17 protein-coding genes and 2 tRNA genes are annotated in these 16,952 nt (G+C 50.3%); 8 read left to right on the top strand and 11 right to left on the bottom strand.

What is annotated here, in order from left to right; translation table 11 throughout:
• Nucleotides 1-477 carry a hypothetical protein gene (locus tag GX839_04115; protein NLB04644.1) on the bottom strand — a complete coding sequence of 159 codons (477 nt, stop codon included), beginning with the start codon at nt 475-477 and terminating at the stop codon, nt 1-3.
• A 283-nt stretch (nt 478-760) separates the two neighbouring features.
• Between GX839_04115 and GX839_04110 the strand changes: the two genes are divergently transcribed.
• From GX839_04110 to GX839_04100, 3 genes are read left to right on the top strand one after another with little or no spacing between them, the layout of a single operon-like run.
• Nucleotides 761-967, top strand: coding sequence for a hypothetical protein (locus GX839_04110; protein ID NLB04643.1), 207 nt, complete (start codon nt 761-763; stop codon nt 965-967).
• A gap of 23 nt (nt 968-990) precedes the next feature.
• The gene (locus GX839_04105) at nt 991-1,488 is read left to right on the top strand and encodes a helix-turn-helix transcriptional regulator (protein NLB04642.1); all 498 of its coding nucleotides are present in this window, start codon (nt 991-993) and stop codon (nt 1,486-1,488) included.
• Between the two features lie 15 nt (nt 1,489-1,503).
• The gene (locus GX839_04100) at nt 1,504-2,097 is read left to right on the top strand and encodes a hypothetical protein (protein NLB04641.1); all 594 of its coding nucleotides are present in this window, start codon (nt 1,504-1,506) and stop codon (nt 2,095-2,097) included.
• A 56-nt stretch (nt 2,098-2,153) separates the two neighbouring features.
• Here the strand turns inward: GX839_04100 and lon are convergent, their stop codons facing one another.
• Nucleotides 2,154-4,697, bottom strand: coding sequence for an endopeptidase La (gene lon / locus GX839_04095; GenBank protein NLB04640.1), 2,544 nt, complete (start codon nt 4,695-4,697; stop codon nt 2,154-2,156).
• A 230-nt stretch (nt 4,698-4,927) separates the two neighbouring features.
• Here lon and GX839_04090 point away from each other — a divergent pair.
• A tRNA-Ser gene (locus GX839_04090) sits at nt 4,928-5,018 on the top strand.
• A gap of 59 nt (nt 5,019-5,077) precedes the next feature.
• On the opposite strand, the gene GX839_04085 is transcribed toward GX839_04090, so the two are convergent.
• The gene (locus GX839_04085) at nt 5,078-5,341 is read right to left on the bottom strand and encodes a tyrosine-type recombinase/integrase (protein ID NLB04639.1); all 264 of its coding nucleotides are present in this window, start codon (nt 5,339-5,341) and stop codon (nt 5,078-5,080) included.
• Nucleotides 5,342-5,546: 205 nt separating this feature from the next.
• Between GX839_04085 and GX839_04080 the strand changes: the two genes are divergently transcribed.
• A complete protein-coding gene (locus GX839_04080; protein ID NLB04638.1) occupies nt 5,547-7,043 on the top strand; it encodes a histidine kinase in 1,497 nt (498 codons plus the stop codon).
• Between the two features lie 29 nt (nt 7,044-7,072).
• Nucleotides 7,073-7,750, top strand: a complete 678-nt coding sequence (locus GX839_04075; GenBank protein NLB04637.1) for a helix-turn-helix domain-containing protein — start codon at nt 7,073-7,075, stop codon at nt 7,748-7,750.
• Between the two features lie 91 nt (nt 7,751-7,841).
• Here GX839_04075 and GX839_04070 read toward each other — a convergent pair whose 3' ends face one another.
• The 7 genes from GX839_04070 to GX839_04040 all read right to left on the bottom strand — a co-directional run bounded on the left by GX839_04070 (nt 7,842) and on the right by GX839_04040 (nt 15,022).
• On the bottom strand, nt 7,842-9,026 hold the full coding sequence (locus GX839_04070) for a glycine C-acetyltransferase (protein ID NLB04636.1): 1,185 nt from the start codon (nt 9,024-9,026) through the stop codon (nt 7,842-7,844).
• A gap of 2 nt (nt 9,027-9,028) precedes the next feature.
• Complete coding sequence (gene tdh / locus GX839_04065) at nt 9,029-10,075, bottom strand: L-threonine 3-dehydrogenase (protein NLB04635.1); 1,047 nt, start codon at nt 10,073-10,075, stop codon at nt 9,029-9,031.
• Between the two features lie 108 nt (nt 10,076-10,183).
• On the bottom strand, nt 10,184-10,885 hold the full coding sequence (locus GX839_04060) for an ABC transporter ATP-binding protein (protein NLB04634.1): 702 nt from the start codon (nt 10,883-10,885) through the stop codon (nt 10,184-10,186).
• A gap of 1 nt (nt 10,886) precedes the next feature.
• Entirely contained in the window at nt 10,887-11,669 is a 783-nt protein-coding gene (locus GX839_04055; protein NLB04633.1) for an ABC transporter ATP-binding protein, read from the bottom strand.
• Nucleotides 11,666-12,769 carry a branched-chain amino acid ABC transporter permease gene (locus tag GX839_04050; protein NLB04632.1) on the bottom strand — a complete coding sequence of 368 codons (1,104 nt, stop codon included), beginning with the start codon at nt 12,767-12,769 and terminating at the stop codon, nt 11,666-11,668. The genes GX839_04055 and GX839_04050 overlap by 4 nt, the downstream gene beginning before the upstream one ends.
• Nucleotides 12,770-12,779: 10 nt before the next feature.
• Nucleotides 12,780-13,688: a branched-chain amino acid ABC transporter permease gene (locus GX839_04045; GenBank protein NLB04631.1), complete on the bottom strand. Its 909-nt coding sequence runs from the start codon at nt 13,686-13,688 to the stop codon at nt 12,780-12,782.
• A gap of 131 nt (nt 13,689-13,819) precedes the next feature.
• On the bottom strand, nt 13,820-15,022 hold the full coding sequence (locus GX839_04040; GenBank protein ID NLB04630.1) for an ABC transporter substrate-binding protein: 1,203 nt from the start codon (nt 15,020-15,022) through the stop codon (nt 13,820-13,822).
• Between the two features lie 410 nt (nt 15,023-15,432).
• Between GX839_04040 and GX839_04035 the strand changes: the two genes are divergently transcribed.
• Both GX839_04035 and GX839_04030 read left to right on the top strand, forming a co-directional pair.
• Nucleotides 15,433-16,008 carry a superoxide dismutase gene (locus tag GX839_04035; GenBank protein ID NLB04629.1) on the top strand — a complete coding sequence of 192 codons (576 nt, stop codon included), beginning with the start codon at nt 15,433-15,435 and terminating at the stop codon, nt 16,006-16,008.
• 103 nt (nt 16,009-16,111) lie between these two features.
• A tRNA-Ser gene (locus GX839_04030) sits at nt 16,112-16,202 on the top strand.
• 57 nt (nt 16,203-16,259) lie between these two features.
• On the opposite strand, the gene GX839_04025 is transcribed toward GX839_04030, so the two are convergent.
• A complete protein-coding gene (locus tag GX839_04025) occupies nt 16,260-16,724 on the bottom strand; it encodes a hypothetical protein (GenBank protein ID NLB04628.1) in 465 nt (154 codons plus the stop codon).
• Nucleotides 16,725-16,952: the final 228 nt, after the last annotated feature.

Genomic DNA, 16,952 nt, shown 5'->3' with positions numbered 1-16,952 from the left:
TCAACGGGTCGCAGCAGCAAAAGCGCTTAACAGGATCACGACAACACCCAAGGCGAAATTGACCCTGATCAGGATCACGTTGACCCTGTGTTTTCCAGGTTTGCCGGCCTGATCTTTTTTCCCGAATTTGATCGACCTGAACAAAGCTATCACTACCATTACGACGATCAGCAGATGCTTGACGGCGGTTAAAGCTGAGTAGAGATTATCAAAGTGCAGAAAGCCGGTAAAAGAAGGACTGGAACGCCCAAGCAGAAGTCCTGTCACGATGAGTCCAACCATGCTCAGATAAATCCAGATCCGATGGCGCCGCGTTACCATCTTCATCATCTCTTTGTTTTTCTCACCATCGCCTAGGACTTTGGACAGGGACGGCACAAGCGTCAGTGACATGAAGGCCAGGCCCCCAACCCACAAAACGGTGAAGAGTTCATGCAGGAACCGGACCAAACCCATCATAATTAACTGTTTTTCCATTGCTTACCTCCGGGGATTTGCCAATGAAATTGCCGTTCCATTATAGAGGCGACCGGGATGAATTTCTGTAATTTTTCCGACAGTTTCCTGACGCCAACGCGTGTGGATCAGCTTCAGTTATGATATCAACCATTAAGTTACAACGAATACAACTAATAGTTGTGTTATTCTGGACAAAACAACCGCTGCTACCTTCAATTCAGCGCTTCAGCCCTCTAGGCTTGATCTGCACCCAGGGGTCACCGGCGCCGAGCCATGTCATGGGAAAGGCAATAAGACATGAATGAAGGTGAGCAAAATGGAAGTCTGTGTATTTGAAAATGAATCCGCCATCTGGGCGGGCCAACTGGAGTCTTTCCAGAATGGGGAGTCCCCGGCTTCTGCCGACAGAAAGGACGCTCCACTTCGGGACAAGGACATCCGCTTGATCGAGCCCATGCCCAGACTGGCTGAATTCCTCGGCATTGCTATCGAACATCAAATGAAATAGGAAAACAGAAGGAGAAGTCAAAAATGGACGCACAAGTCATCGGCGACAACATTGCAAAATGGCGCAAGGAAAAAGGGCTCACTCAGGACCAACTGGCTGAACAGTTATCCGTTTCGGCTCAGGCCGTTTCCAAATGGGAAAACGGTGTCAGTCTGCCGGATATTACCCTGTTACCACAGTTGGCAGGTATCTTCAAGGTGACGCTGGATCAGCTGTTTTCCAGGGAGCCTGAGCCTGAGACCCAGTATGTCAGGCCGGAGAACCGCAAGGATCCTGACAAGATGCTCTTGAAAATTGTTGTGGACTCGGAAGATGGCGACAAGGTTCGGATTAATGTGCCCCTGGCCCTGCTCAAGATTATTGAGAGCACGGATGGGGTGGGCGGCCTGAATATCAACGGCCTTAACCTTGGAGCCCTCCAATGGGATAAGGTTGTCAAGCTGGTCGACGAGGGTGTTCTGGGCAAATTACTTGAGGTGGAATCTGCCGACGGTGACCATGTCGAGATCTTCGTTGAATAAGAAGAGGTTATTCCCATGAAACTGATCATCAAACAGCAGGGGAAGAGAGGAATCCGGTTGTGGTTTCCTAACCGCATGATCTTCTCCAAGATGGCCTTCAAGATCTACAAACGGTCCCTGGCCAAAGACCGCCGAAAGGCTGAAAGCGGAGAAATTAAATCAGATAAGCTGGATGACTTCGACTCCCCGGCTGTAAAAAAACAAGACCAGATGGGGGCAGCCGGAGAGGTGGAGAAGACGGTCAGCCGCGAGATCCGGACCCATGTCATCGAAACCATTGATGCCGACGGAATCAAGGAAACCGTACGGCAGGAAGTCAGGGAAGCGGTCGATGCCAACGGAATCAGGGAAACCATCCGCAAGGAAATCCGGGAATCGATCCGGGATGGCAACCCTTCAAGACGAATGGAATGGAGAAGGGAAGTGATCGATACCAAAAAAGAAGCTTCTGAAAAAAGTTCCGGTTTCGAGCAATTTATCAGCGGTCTGCCCGACGAGAAAATTGGGGAAGTCATGAAAATCTTCCGCCGGATGAAAAAAGATTATCCCGGCGTCCCCCTGGTCGATGTCCGCTCTTCAGAGGGCGACCGGGTTCTCATTCAATTGTAGGGCAGCCCCTGCCGTACAGGGACTGCCCTCCCTTTAATAAAGGCTTCCGGACTGCCTCAAGACCCGTTTACCTCTTTTTCGCTTTCCCCTTTTTCAGTTTCGTCACATTGGCAGGGCGAATGCGGTGCCTCAATCCTGACCAGGGCGTGATCCAGCACTTCGTCCATGTGGGCGACCGGGATAAACTTCAGGGCTTCACGCACCGTATCGGGAATGTCCTCAATGTCCCGTTCATTGTCCTTGGGGATCAGGACCGTACGGATACCCGCACGGTTGGCGGCGACCGCCTTCTCCTTCAGCCCCCCGATGGCGAGTACACGGCCCCGAAGGGTCACTTCGCCGGTCATGGCCAGTTCGTGCCGGACCGGGTAGCCCGTCAGCGCCGAGGCCAGCGCCGTTGCCAGTGTAATGCCGGCCGAGGGACCGTCTTTGGGTATGGCGCCGGCTGGAACATGGATATGGATGTCACGTTCCTTGGTCTTGGCGGGATCGACCTTGAGCGTGGCAGATCGGCTCATGATGTAGGTCAGTGCCGCCTGGGCCGATTCCTTCATGACATCGCCCAGCTGTCCGGTGAGAATCAGCTTGCCTGTTCCTGGCATAATGTTGACTTCAATGGTCAGGGTATCGCCCCCCGCCCAGGTCCAGGCTAGGCCTGTCGCGACACCCACCTGGTCTTCCTTGTCAGCCATATCGTAAAAATACCGCGGCTTGCCCATGAGGCTTTCCAGATTCTTCGGTGTGACCCGGATGGTTTTCTTCTGGCCTTCCGCTTCCGCAATCTCAATGGCGGCGCAGCGGCAAAGTCTGGCAATTTCACGTTCCAGCTGGCGGACACCCGCTTCCTGGGTGTAGCCCTGGATCAGCTGCGCCAGGGCTTTCCTGGAAACCTGCAAATCCCTCCCTGTCAGACCATGTTGTTTCCTTTCCCTGGGCAGCAGGTGAAGGAGAGCAATCTCAATTTTCTCCGCCTCTGTGTAACCGGTCACCTCGATCACTTCCATGCGGTCATAAAGGGCGTGCGGAATGGTATCAACCGTGTTGGCCGTAGTCACAAAAAGCACGCGGGACAAATCGTAGGGAATCTCGATGTAATGATCCCGGAAGGAGTGGTTCTGTTCAGGATCCAGCACCTCCAGAAGGGCCGATGAAGGGTCGCCCCGGAAATCACTTCCGAGCTTATCGATTTCGTCGAGCAGGAGGAGCGGATTGTCAGTGTCCACCTGTCGGATGGCCTGGATAATGCGGCCGGGCATGGACCCCACGTAGGTTCGCCGGTGGCCGCGGATCTCCGCTTCGTCCCGGATGCCGCCGAGCGACAGGCGGATGTATTTGCGGCCCAGGGACTCTGCGATGGCCTTGGCGATGGATGTCTTGCCGGTTCCCGGAGGGCCGACAAAACACAAGATGGGGCCCTTCAAAGTCGAGTCGCCGGTCTTTTCCACCAGCAGTTTTCTGACTGCCAGATACTCCATGACCCGCTGTTTCAGCTTGTCCAGGCCGTAATGATCCCGATCCAGAATTTTTCTGGCTCGGCCAAGATCGTGGCGCTCTTTATCGACACGGCCAAAAGGGAGTTCCAGGAGGGTCTCGACCCAGCTTCTCTGAGTTGCGTATTCGGGGAAATGCGAGGGCAGACGTTCAAGCCGGTCAATCTCTTTTTCAATTTTCGGCTTGTAATCGTCAGGAATGGTTGATTGCTCCAGCTGGGTCCTGAGCGTATCAATTTCTTCCTCCGCGTCCAATTCCTCCCCCAGTTCTTCCTGGATGACCCGCATCTGCTCGCGGAGGAAATAATCTTTCTGATTCTTCTCCAGCTGGGTTTGCACCTGGGAAGCGATCTTCTGTTCCAGTTCGGCCAGCTGGATCTCGCGATGCAGAAAGCGCAGGATCATCTTGATCCGATCCTGGACCAGGGTGGTCTCCAGGATCTTTTGCTGCTCATCGAAACGGATTGACAACTGGCCCGCAATAATATCCGCCGCGTGACCTGCTTCCGCTTCATGGCGCACCAGGGCAACGGCCTCGGGCGCAACCCGGTCCGTGATGGAAGCATAACGCTGAAACATATCGATCATAAGACGCACGGAAGCATCCAGCTGAGGTGTCTGCTCCGGCGTATTGACAAGCAGCGAATGGTAACGCACTTCATAATGAGAGTTGTCGGAAACGTAATCGTCAATTTCAACCCTCTCAAGGCCGTAAACCAGAACTTTCATGGTATCGTCGGGCAGCTCCAGCACCTGGCGGATGAAGGCGCGCGTCCCCACACGGTAGATCTGTTCCTGATTGGGCCAGACGGGTTCCAATGTTGTCTGGCAGGACAGGATCAGTTCATGGCGGCCTGACATGGCCTGGCGAAGGGCCCTGATGGATTGCTCCCTCCCGATATCGAAGGAGAGCAGCACACCGGGATAGATCACCATCCCCCGCAAAGGGATCAGGGGCAGGATGCCACTGGTCCGGATTGCGTGACGGGTTAGCCGTCGGTTGGGGCGGCCGCGCTTGGCCTGGTCATTGCCCTCTGCTTCTTCCACGGCATCTTTCCCGGTATCCAATAATTCTTTTTTGTCGCGATCGTCATCGTGACTGTCTTGCATAGGCTTATCCTCGTTTTTTATTGCTATTGTCTTCCCTTGCGGTCTCTTCAGGGGTAAGATCCCCGCTGGGATCATCTTAATACACAAATGTGTTATCCATATGAAAAGGGAACTTAATCGCCACCATAAGGACGCTCGTTACTCTGATTCTATACGCCTCAAGCCCGCCTGTCCACGCGTTGACATTCGGATCATTCATTTGTAAACTGACAGAGCTCGCCGAAAGACACGGAGAGATGGTCGAGTTGGCTGAAGGCACCGGTCTTGAAAACCGGCGAGGATGCAAGTCCTCCGCGGGTTCGAATCCCGCTCTCTCCGCCAATATCCCTTACGATACCCTGTTACCAGAGTTTTCACCTTTAAGGTCTGCTAAATTCCTACTAAATATTTTTTCGAGCTTGCCAGATCATCAAGATCCATGACCGTTTTCTTCTCGTCGGCAGGGAAAAATGGGAGTACTTGTCAAGGGTTGTCGATACTTCTGCGTGGCCGAGACGCTTTGCGATCAGCTTGACTTTCGCGCCCTTGCTGATGAGGTAGCTTGCGTGGCTATGCCGCAGATCGTGAACGCGGATCCACTTTGCGCCGGGTAGAAATGAGAAAAAGACTACATCGTGTTTCACCAATTTTCGTGGTCCTTTCACCCGGGTTTTCTTTTAATCCGTAAGTCTGTCGAATCCCATTCGCCCAAGCAAATAAGACGGTCTGGGACGGCCTTCAGTCCGTTGGGCTTGTTTCCAGGCGGTTCTGTTTCTTGCTTTGCCGCATTCAAGTGTGTAGAATGGCAACGTTGGTGCCATAAAAGTATTTATTGAATTTTTTCCTAACAGAACTGGTCAAAGGTGTCAGATGTACAGGCAAAAGACTGAATGGGGATATATCGATTACTTCAGTCCTCCCAAGACAAAAAATGACAATACTTCCCTGACGGCCGGTATCACAACAATGTTTAAGGGAAACCATTTCCCCCGCCACGTCCATTACGGGCACGAGCAGATCGTATACGTTATTGAAGGAAGCGGCATCTATATTATCAATGGGAAAATCCAGCACTGCTCCAAGGGAATGCTCTTCCACATGCCTTCCGATTCCGTACATGAAACCTTCAATACAGGCCCTCATAGCCTTAGAGAATTATTTATCAGCGCACCCACCCGTTATGATCTTGAATTTTCTTCCTTCAAAATGATGAAGGCCTGCAAAAAGAGCGACATGCTCGTCTCCGCGATCGAAGTGCTGGAGCTCCCTCTGCTTGCGCAGACAACTGTGCCTTTTACCATTTTTGACGGCGATGGAAATATCATTTCGCAAAATGGGCGTTATCTCCCCTTTTGTACAGAAACCTGCCAGCCTGCATCGGCATCATCCACGTGTGCGTGCATGTCTTTGCCTCAGTTCGAAGAGGCATCTGGGTCCGCCACGAAACAGTTCACCTGCGCTTACGGCCTGACAACGTACTATGTGCCCATAGTCGTCAACGGCCTTTACCTGGGTTGTATCGCGGGCGGTCATTTCCGGTCTTCCGCCAGCGAGTCCTGTGCCGTTGAGGAGCTCTATGCACTGCCTGACAGCACAAAGAAAAGCATTCAACAGCGATTGGAAAAAATGTCTGAGAGCATTGTCAGTTTTTGTGAGTTCTATTCAATCTATCAGTCACTACATGACAAAGATGCCCAAATCCAACAGGCTGAAATAAAAAAGTCCATGCTGGAACAAAACCTCCATTTCACAAAAAAAATGGTCACCAGCCTTCGAATGGATTATCACTTCCTTTTCAACACCCTCAATACCATCGCCAGCATGTCTTTGGAAAGTGACCGGGAAGATACCTATGATGCCATCACGAAACTTTCAAAAATGCTGCGGTACATCATGAGCACCAACCAGGATATTGTCAAGCTCGAAGAGGAAATACATTATCTTAATCTCTATTTGGATATGCAGAAGCTTCGATTTGGGGACAAGCTTTGCGTTGAATACGAGATTGACGAGGCTCTTCACTGCGTCAGGATTCCATTCAATTTTCTGCAGCCCATCGTGGAAAACGCATTTGTTCACGGGTCTTCCCGCAACAGACATTGCCAGCACATCCGAATAAATGTCTCAAATTCAGATGGACGGCTTCTATTCAGAATCTGGAATGATGGCCAGAGCTTGAATCCAGGAGAGCTGGAACGCGTACGAAATCACGTGGTTGCCCGGTCAGGTCACGGTTTATCCTTAATTTACGAAAAACTCCAGAACCTGTACGGAAACGATTTCTCCTTTCATATTGACAACGCCGATCATCATGGCGTCCTTGTTCAGATTTCAATTCCTGATAAAGAAGGGGGCCAGTTAACTTGAAAGCAATTATTGTCGATGATGAGCTGGCAATGACTACCATCATCCGTCACTTCATCGAGAAGGGACATTTGCCCATTCAAATTGCTGGACATGCAACGAATGGCGTAGAAGCACTCAAACTGATCAGACAGGTTGAACCAACTTTGATTTTTCTTGATATTGAAATGCCGGTGATGGATGGTTTCGAAGTGATGCGGCAAGAACCTGATCGGAACTATATTATCGTTACCGCTTACGACCAATTTGCGTACGCCCAACGCGGACTCCGCCTTGGGGCAAGAGATATCCTGCTGAAACCCATTGAATATGACCAGCTGCTGGCCTCGATCAGACGTTCAATTGGATGGAAATTTACTGACAACCTGATCGTGAATGGACTTTTACAGTATATTCACGAAAACTATCACCACGCCTTGGATCGGGTCACCCTTTCAGGCGTTGTTCATGCCTCTCCCGACTACATTTCCCGGCTTTTCAAGAAATACATGAATGTCAGTATTCCGCAATATATCAATGAGCTTCGAATCAACCACGCTGCAGCTTTATTGGAAACAACCACTCATTCTGTTCATGATGTCTGCGCGCAGGTTGGCTACAAGAGCATGAACAGCTTCTACAAATACTTCAAACGATACAAGGGGTGTCCCCCCGCTTCTTTTCGAGATCGCAGCCTGGCAGATGGCTTGGATGCCGGTATTGAGCCTTAGCGACCGGCGGCAGGGCGAAAAGAATCAAAAATAAGCGCAGGGCACTTCGGCAATTTGAGGGTACCCTGCGCAAAAGTTTATGGCTTTACACTCACAGTCCCATTTCGTTCCGGACGTCACAAAAACACTTGACTGCGAAATCCAAATCCTCCTTGGTGTGTGCTGCAGATACCTGTGCGCGGATCCTCGCTTGACCTTGCGGGACTACGGGGAAGGAGAGACCCACGACATATACTCCCTTATTCAGCATATTGGCTGAGAAATCTCTGGCCACCTGCGCATCATAAAGCATAATCGGTACAATCGGATGTTCGCCAGGGAGTACATCAAAATTGTTCTCCGTCAAGGCATTTCGAAAGTAGGCCGTATTCTTTTTTACGGCGTCTTGCAAGTGCGGTGAACGCTCCAAAAGGTCCAATACATGCAGGCCAACTGCGCAGATGATGGGCGCGACTGAGTTGGTAAATATGTAGGAACGGCTCACCTGGCGGAGCAAATCGACAATTTCCTGCTTTGCCGAGACAAATCCCCCTGCGGGGCTGCCAAGCGCTTTTGCCAAGGTGCCGGTTATGATATCCACCCGGCCCATGACCTTGCAGTATGCCGTTGTGCCTTTTCCATGATCGCCCACAATGCCGATTGCATGGCAGTCATCAACCATGACCATGGCTCCGTACTCCTCAGCGAGGTCGCAAATCCCTTGGAGGTTTGCGATGTAGCCGTCCATGGAAAATACACCATCTGTCGCGATTAACCGATAGCGGGCGCCTTTTGCCATGTCAAGCTTTTCACGAAGATCCTCCATGTCATTGTTCTTGTAGCGAAAACGTTTTGCCTTGCACAAGCGGATCCCGTCGATGATGGAGGCATGGTTGAGTTCATCGGATATGATGGCGTCTTCCGGTCCAAGAAGAGACTCGAAAAGTCCGCCGTTGGCTGCGGAACAGGTGGGGTACAAAATTGCATCGTCCATCTCAAAAAAGTTGGCAATTTTGGCTTCCAGTTCTTTGTGCAGGCTTTGCGTACCGCAGATAAAGCGGGCCGCGGCCAATCCGTTTCCCCACCGATCCAGGCTCTCTTTAGCTACCGCGATTATTTCGGGATCTGACGCCAACCCCAGATAGTTGTTGGAGCACATGTTCAGTACATTACGCATCTTTGTTGTATTAATGCGGGCATCTTGCGGCGTTGTCAGCACGCGTTCATCCTTGTAGGCTCCTGATTCGAGCAGTTCGTTCACACGCTCCCTGTATGCGGCAAATGCTTTTTGTTTCATGCTTAACTCTCCATCCAATCGAAAACTACCTTGCCCGATTCCCCGCTCTTCATTGCGGCGAAACCTTTTTCGAAATCCTTGTAATGATACCGGTGGGTGATGACGGGTAACATGTCAAGCCCTCCCTGGATCAGTGCAGACATTTGGCTCCAATTGTCCATCCGGCGTCCCGTGATTCCTTGTACGGTCAATCCCTTGAAAATGATGTCGTTCCAGTCCATATCACTCCGGCCGGAGCTGAAGATCCCCAGCAGTGCCGCCTTCCCGCCATTCCGGAGGGATCCCAGCAATTGAGCGAGTCCGGCAGTATTACCCGACATTTCCATGCCAACGTCAAAACCTCCCGGGATATTTACACTGCGCATTGCATCCTCCAGACTTTCCCGGCCGACATTGACCGCCTCGTCAACACCCAAACGGCGGGCCAGGTCGAGGCGGTAGTCCTTGAGATCCGTAATCACCACTCTTCGGGCGCCGCAGAACTTGCTTATTTTCGCCGCCATCAGGCCGATGGGACCCGCCCCTGTGACCAACACGTTTTCACCCCGAACGTCAAACATCAGAGCCGTATGGGTGGCGTTGCCAAGGGCATCATAAAAGGAAACCACATCTTCCGGAATATCATCCGGAATAGGCATCACATTCACATGCGGGACACAAAGGTATTCCGCAAAGGCGCCATTCAAATTGACACCAACAATTGTAGTGTGTTCACACCACTGTTCGTTCCCTGCCAGGCAATTTCTGCAGCGTCCGCATACGACATGGCTCTCACTGCTCACGCGCTGACCCACACTCAGTCCCGTCACGCCTTCTCCCAGCTCTACAATTTCTCCCACATACTCATGGCCAATGACCACCGGGGGGGTAATTCGCTGCTGGCTCCATTCATCCCAGTTATAAATATGAACATCGGTACCGCAGATCGCTGCTTTCCTCACTTTTATCAGCACTTCACCAATCTGTGGAGACGGTATGGGTACTTTCATCAACGTAAGCCCAGGACCACGTTTTTCCTTAACCAGAGCGTCCATTGTTTTGTTAACCATAAGCCTTTCCTCCTTGTATGTAATTCGTCAGAGTCGTGGAACTCTGGCGGGCTTGCCTTCGGAAAAATGAAATCCTTGTGATCTTCACAGAAATTGACCGTCACTTATCTACTCACCCAGGTAGGCTTTGATTACGGCCTCGTTTTCAAGCAACGAACGCCCATCGCCGGAGAGAGTAATAAATCCGGTTTCCAGAACATATCCAACGTCCGCGATATGGAGTGCCATATTCGCGTTCTGCTCAATTAACAGAATGGTAACCCCGGCTTCACGGTTGATCTTCCCGATGATTTCAAAGATATCGTGGACGATCATGGGTGCAAGCCCCAGTGATGGTTCATCGAGCATCAGCAATTTCGGCCGGCTCATCAGTGCACGGGAAACACAAAGCATCTGCTGTTCTCCGCCGGACAGTGTCCCAGCCATCTGCCAGTGCCTGTCTTTCAGTATCGGAAACAATTCGTACACCCAGGCAATATCATCCGAAAGATCATCTTTTCTCAAGTAGGCGCCAATCTTGATATTTTCGAGGACGGTCAAGTTGGGAAAGATCCGGCGGCCTTCCGGCGCCATGCTAATGCCAAGCCCCACAATTTTTTCTGCGGGAAGACCCACGATATCCTGTCCATTGAAATGTATGCTCCCGGCTTTCACTCGCGTGATCCCTGAGATGGCACGCAGAGTCGTGCTTTTCCCCGCGCCGTTCGAACCGACCAAAGTCACGATGGACTTCTCTGGAACATCGAAAGAAATACCCTTGACGGCTTCAATGCCACCGTAACTCACCGCCAGATCTTTAACTTTTAGCATATTAGCCAACCCCCAGGTATGCTTGAACAACTTTTTCATCGTTTTTTACATCAGCTGGAATGCCGTGCGCAATGGTTTTTCCAAAATCCAAGACGTAAATACGATCTGAAACATCCATGACAATTTGCATATGATGTTCGATCAGGAGAACAGTAAGATCGAAATGATTCCGAATCTGGCGGACAAATGAGGTCAATTCGAGTGTTTCCTGAGGATTCATCCCTGCCGCGGGTTCATCCAAGAGCAAAAGTGTCGGTTCAGTCGCGAGCGCGCGGGCGATTTCTAGTTTTCGCTGCTTACCGTAAGGAAGACTGGCCGACATCTTCCCGGCATCTTCAACCAAACCTACCAGCTCCAGCAATTCAAAGGATTTCTCTCTGATACGGCGTTCTTCTTTGCTATACAGGGGCCAGCCCGCCATGGCACCCAAAATACCGCTTTTGAGGTGCAGATGATTCGCAATGAGCACATTTTCCAGCACCGTCATCTTTGAGAAAAGCCGGATGTTTTGGAAGGTTCGCGCGATGCCTTTGCGGGCAATGAGATCCGGGCGCATGCCGGTGATGTCAATTAAGTTCTCCCCATCGCCTGAAGGACAAAATCGAATACGGCCCTCATTGGGTGTATATACACCGGTAATCATGTTGAAGGCAGTAGTTTTGCCCGCGCCATTTGGGCCGATGATGGCCACAATTTCATCCTTCTTGACTTGAATGTTCAAATCGTCAACGGCAGTTACGCCGCCAAAACGTATTGTTGCCCGGTTCGTTTCCAGAATGGTCATGCCCGATCACCTCCTTTCGGGGTAATTCCGCGGCGATACAGCCCCTTGCACCATTTACCAAGTTTCGTGAAGATTCCAAAGAAACCTTCCCAGGAAAACTCGCGGGATCCGAAAAATCCCTCTCGATAGAACAAGATGATGACCATGAGAAAGACTGAAAAAACGAGCATGCGCAGCCCAGGAATGGCTGGCACGGAAAAGAGGCCCAGCGAGAATCCCTCATCCAGAAAACGGAGCCATTCTTTCGCAATGGTGACGACCGTTGCTGCCACCAATGAACCTGTAATACTCCCCTGCCCGCCGAGAACAACAATCAAAAGAATCTCATAGGTGAGCGTAAATCGAAAAAATACCGGCGTAAGAACTCCCACAACGCTGGCCAGGAGCCCACCGCTGATCCCTGCCAGGAAAGCCGATATGACAAAAGAAAGCATCTTGTGTTTGAAGAGCGAAATCCCCATCGACTCCGCAGCTACTTCATCGTCCCGGATGGCCTTAAAAGCGCGGCCATAAGAGGTACGCATCAGACGCAATACCAGAAAAATACAAACTCCGGCACTGATGCTGGTCCACCATACGTTCGCGATGGGCGGGATACTCTTGATTCCGGCAGAACTATTGGTAATTGGTGTTGCATTCATAATGACAATGCGAATGATTTCCGAGAAACCAAGCGTTGCGATTGCCAGGTAGTCACTCTTTAATCGTAAAACCGGAAAACCTATAAAAGAGGCAAAGAGAGCTGCGATTGCGCCGCCGGCCATCAAGGCGATAAGAAATGGAGCTTGAAGATCTCTCACCCAAGGCAAAATTGGCTCTACGTAAAACATGGCTTCCTTAATGGGGGGAGGAATAATGAGCAGGCTTGTGACGTAGGCTCCAATCGCCATGAATCCCGCCTGTCCGAGAGAAAACTGACCGGTCAGCCCGCTGATCAAGTTCAGCGAAAGCGCAACGATCGTGTAGACGCCGCACAACTTGATGACCCTGGCTTCATAACTCCCAAGCAGGCGACCCGTGTCTACAAGCCATAAGAAAACCAGGAAGGCTGAGAGGGCGATACAGGTCAGAATGCGGTCCCGACATTTCGATTTCTTCATATTTGTGTCCTTATACCTTGTCGATGTTCTTCTCGCCTAGAAGTCCCGTGGGGCGAACAAGCAATATGATGATCAGCAGCACAAATGCGAACGCATCCTTATAACCGGATAGGCCGGGCATAAACAGTACGATCATTATTTCAATCAAGCCTAAAAGCAGGGCTCCGACTACCGCGCCGCCAATGTTTCCAATTCCGCCCAAAACAGCCGCAATAAAGCATTTCAATCCAGGCATCACTCCTACATATGGTTCAATTTTTGGATACTTGAGACCCCACATCATGGCTCCGATCGCGGCCATAATGGAGCCAATGCAAAATGTGAATGAAATGATCTGATTGACATTGATTCCCATCAATCTTGCGGTCGTGAAATCCCTGCTGGCCGCTCGCATAGCCATGCCGATCTTGGTTTTTTTGGTGAGCATCAGAAGTCCTGATACAAGGACAGCCGTAATCAGGGGTACAATCAGGGTCATTCGCTGCAAATGAACCTTGCCAATAATCAGTACCTCCTGGAAAAAGGGAACCGATGGGAACTGTTTCGGGATGCCTGAAAAAACGACTGTCGCCAAGTTCTCCATCAGGAAAGAAACACCAATAGCAGAAATCAACAGCGAGATGCGCGGTGCCGAACGCAGCGGCTTGTAAGCAGCTCGCTCAATGAGCATACCCAGCAGACCGATGCCCAGTGTGCCCAGAATGAATGCCGCATACCATGGCAATCTGAAAAGGCTCACGATGTAGAAAGCAAAATACATGCTCATCATGAGAATGTCGCCATGCGCAAAATTGATCAGCCGCAAAATTCCGTACACCATGGTGTAGCCGATTGCAATCAGCGCATAAAGACTGCCCATGGCGATTGCATTGGTCAGCGCCTGCACAAACTGCTCAAAAGTCGGGATTAAAACATTCATGATACGTTCTCGTTATCTTAACTCCCCTCCCACCCATTCAAATCGTTTGTACGATAATGGGAAGGGGGCGGGCCGGTGTGGAAGATGTAATTTGGGGGCCGGTCAGCCGGCCCCCAACTAGCATGAACAGCTTAATTCTTCTCAATCAATGTGGTACCGCCATATTTCCACTGATTGTTTTCCACAATTTTCAGTACCACCTGGTTTTTAATCGCATCGCCATTCTCATCAAATTCAATGCGGCCTGTGCATCCTTCAAAGCTTAAATTTGCCAGCGCTTTCTGTAATGCGGGTCCGTCGGTGCTGTTGGCAGCTTTGATGGCCTCAACTGCCGCGACATAGGAATCAAAAGCAAGCGCAGTCAGTGCGCCGGGTTCGTCATCGTACTTGGCTGAATAAGCTTCGGTAAATACGGTGGTCATGTCGTTGATGGGAGCTTCAGCCGAGAAATGTGTTGTGACATAAACGCCTTCCAGGTCATCACCGCCAACCTCCAGGAAGACCGGCACATCGACGGCATCACTGCTCATGAACATGACATCCTCATAACCCAATGCGCGCGCTTGCTTGATCAGCAGCGCCACCTCGGTCGGGTTCCCCGGACAGAAGATCACCTCCGGGTTCTTTGCCATGACGGCAATAAGCTGGGCGTTGAAATCTTGGTCTCCAACGCTGAATGTCGCTTCAGTTAGGATTTCTCCGCCCAAATTGTTGTAGGCCTTGGTCAGGGGAGCACGCATGGCCACACAGGTGTCATTGGTAATTTCATAAATGATGGCGCCTTTTTTAAGCCCCAATTCAGACGCTGCGTAGTTGGCGAGAGCAATGCCTTGGAATGTGTCAATAAAGCAAACCCGGAAATAGTAGTCATTGCCAAGTGTAACGTTCGGACTGGTAGGCGAGGTGCCGATTGCCGGGACCTGGTTGCTGAGGAATATATCACCTCCAGCCATGGCAAGAGATGAACCGGCGGAACCGAGCACAATGGTTACTTCACTGTTTTCGGCCAGGCGGGCAGCAGCATTTGCCGCCTCAACAACATCGGATTTGTTGTCGGCGATTACCAGTTCGATCCTTTTGCCCAGGACTTCCGGATAGAGTTCATTAGCAAGTTCAATTCCCCTAAGCTCATACTCTCCCCATGCAGCGTTGGCGCCGGTCATCGGCTCAAACACTCCAAACTTGATAACTTCCTCATTGCCAGTCGGGCCGGGCAAGTCTTCCTTGTCCGTTGGCTGAGGATTGCTTGGTTCATTGGGGGTTGTTCCGGCGCAACCTGCCATTAAACACAGCAGAAGCAGCACGCTTAGTAACGCCGCCAGATACCTTTTCATGTGATGATTCCTCCTTGTTCAAATTTGACATTGATCAGATACCTATTAATACCTAAAGATTATTATTAAGTAAGTGAACAAGATCGGCTATTCGCAGAACCGGACAATTCTTTATCAAATCCGTACAGTCATTTCCGATTGACAATTGAATATTTAGGCATCCGCACGAAATGCCTGTGACGTGAACGGTTCCTAAGGCTTTTTTCTGTGGTTCGATCATCCCGGAAAAATCCGTTTTTGCTGGAGACACTTTTCCCGCTGGTTTTCGCTTTCCGATCCCGTAACTTTTTCCACCGTTCATACATTTCCTTGAAGCCTGTCCAAGACCGTTGTAGAGTGTTAACGAGGACTCCGGGTCCTGCAGCGCTGTCGGATCCGCTTCCGACAAAGATAATTCCAGGAGGAACATAATGGAACATAAACTGCCACCACTGCCTTTTGAGAAAGATGCCCTGGAGCCGGCCATTTCCCAGGAAACCATTGACTACCATTACGGAAAGCATCACCAGGCCTACGTCAACAACCTGAACAAGCTGATCGCCGGCACCGAGTTCGAAGACATGCCCCTTGAGGACATCATCAGGCGTTCCAGCGGCGGCATCTTCAACAATGCGGCCCAGGTTTTCAACCACACCTTTTACTGGCACTGCCTGGTTCCCGGCGCAAGCGGCAGGCCATCCGGTGAACTGGCTGAGGCCATTGATGAAGCCTTTGGATCTTTTGACGATTTCAAGGAGAAGTTCTCCGCAACTGCTGCCACCACCTTCGGCTCCGGCTGGGCCTGGCTGGTCAAGGACGATGAGGGCAAACTTGAGATCATCAGCACCAGCAATGCCGGCACGCCCCTGACAGAAAACAAGAAACCTCTTCTGACCTGTGATGTCTGGGAACACGCCTACTACATTGATTACAGAAATGCCCGGCCTTCCTACATTGAGAAGTTCTGGGATCTGGTGAACTGGGATTTTGTAGCAAAGAACCTGTAATTTGACAGGAACGGGAGAGGAAAAGAGCCGCTCCTGAACTGATTTTTGTGCGCCCGGTTTGTTTTGCATGCTATAATGTCAAAGCGCGCCGGACGCAAACCTTGGAGAAGTACCCAAGAGGTCGAAGGGGACGGTTTGCTAAACCGTTAGTGGGGGCAACTCCAGCGAGGGTTCAAATCCCTCCTTCTCCGCCAAAAAAGTGGGGCTGTCTCAAAATGAGACAGCCTCTTTCTTATCCTTGATCAGAAATTCTAAATGACCAGAATTAGACAATAACCAGTATTTAACATTGGACTATAGACGTATAACTTACGTGTACCATTCGAACTTACATGCAGATATTGCCCGTCTTCCTGATTTTTAATCTTATCTAAAGCTGCTTTTAGTGGCTTCAATGAGGATGCCTTAGATGGATCATCCATGAGTTCTGCATCAATCATGCTGATGAAATCCCAAAAGAATTTTTCAGACTCTTCACTCACCATGTGAAAGTCACTTATGTTTTCTGGTTTCTCTAAAGAAAAGGAATAAACATCAAATCGGTCATTACCAAAACCTCTCTCACTTCTGAAGACGATGCTGTAAGTGCTGATATCTACAGAAATATCGTTTAAATCACTGGATATCCCGCAAGATGTGAGAAGGACCATAAGGGCGATTAAAAGCCTAGACAAACGCCATTTTCGAATTGATTCATTTTCCGTTTTTGTCACCATGTAAATGCTAGCTTTAAAATGCACAGTTTCGATGAGATAAGAATGTACAAAAGTGATGGGAGTGTTTAGAGTTCTTACCAAAGATTATTTCGAGGTAAGACCATGCACTATCCGATCAAATTTGATACAAGCGTGGAGGTAAAAGCTCTCACGGATCTGCCGAGACTGAAGATCATTTTGGAGGCAACAAACTTGAAACCCAACATGAGTAAGATCGCACGGGACATG

Source organism: Fastidiosipila sp. (assembly GCA_012511175.1).
Taxonomy (GTDB): Bacteria; Bacillota; Clostridia; order Saccharofermentanales; family DTU023; genus UBA4923.
This window is presented reverse-complemented; position numbering and strand designations above follow the sequence as displayed.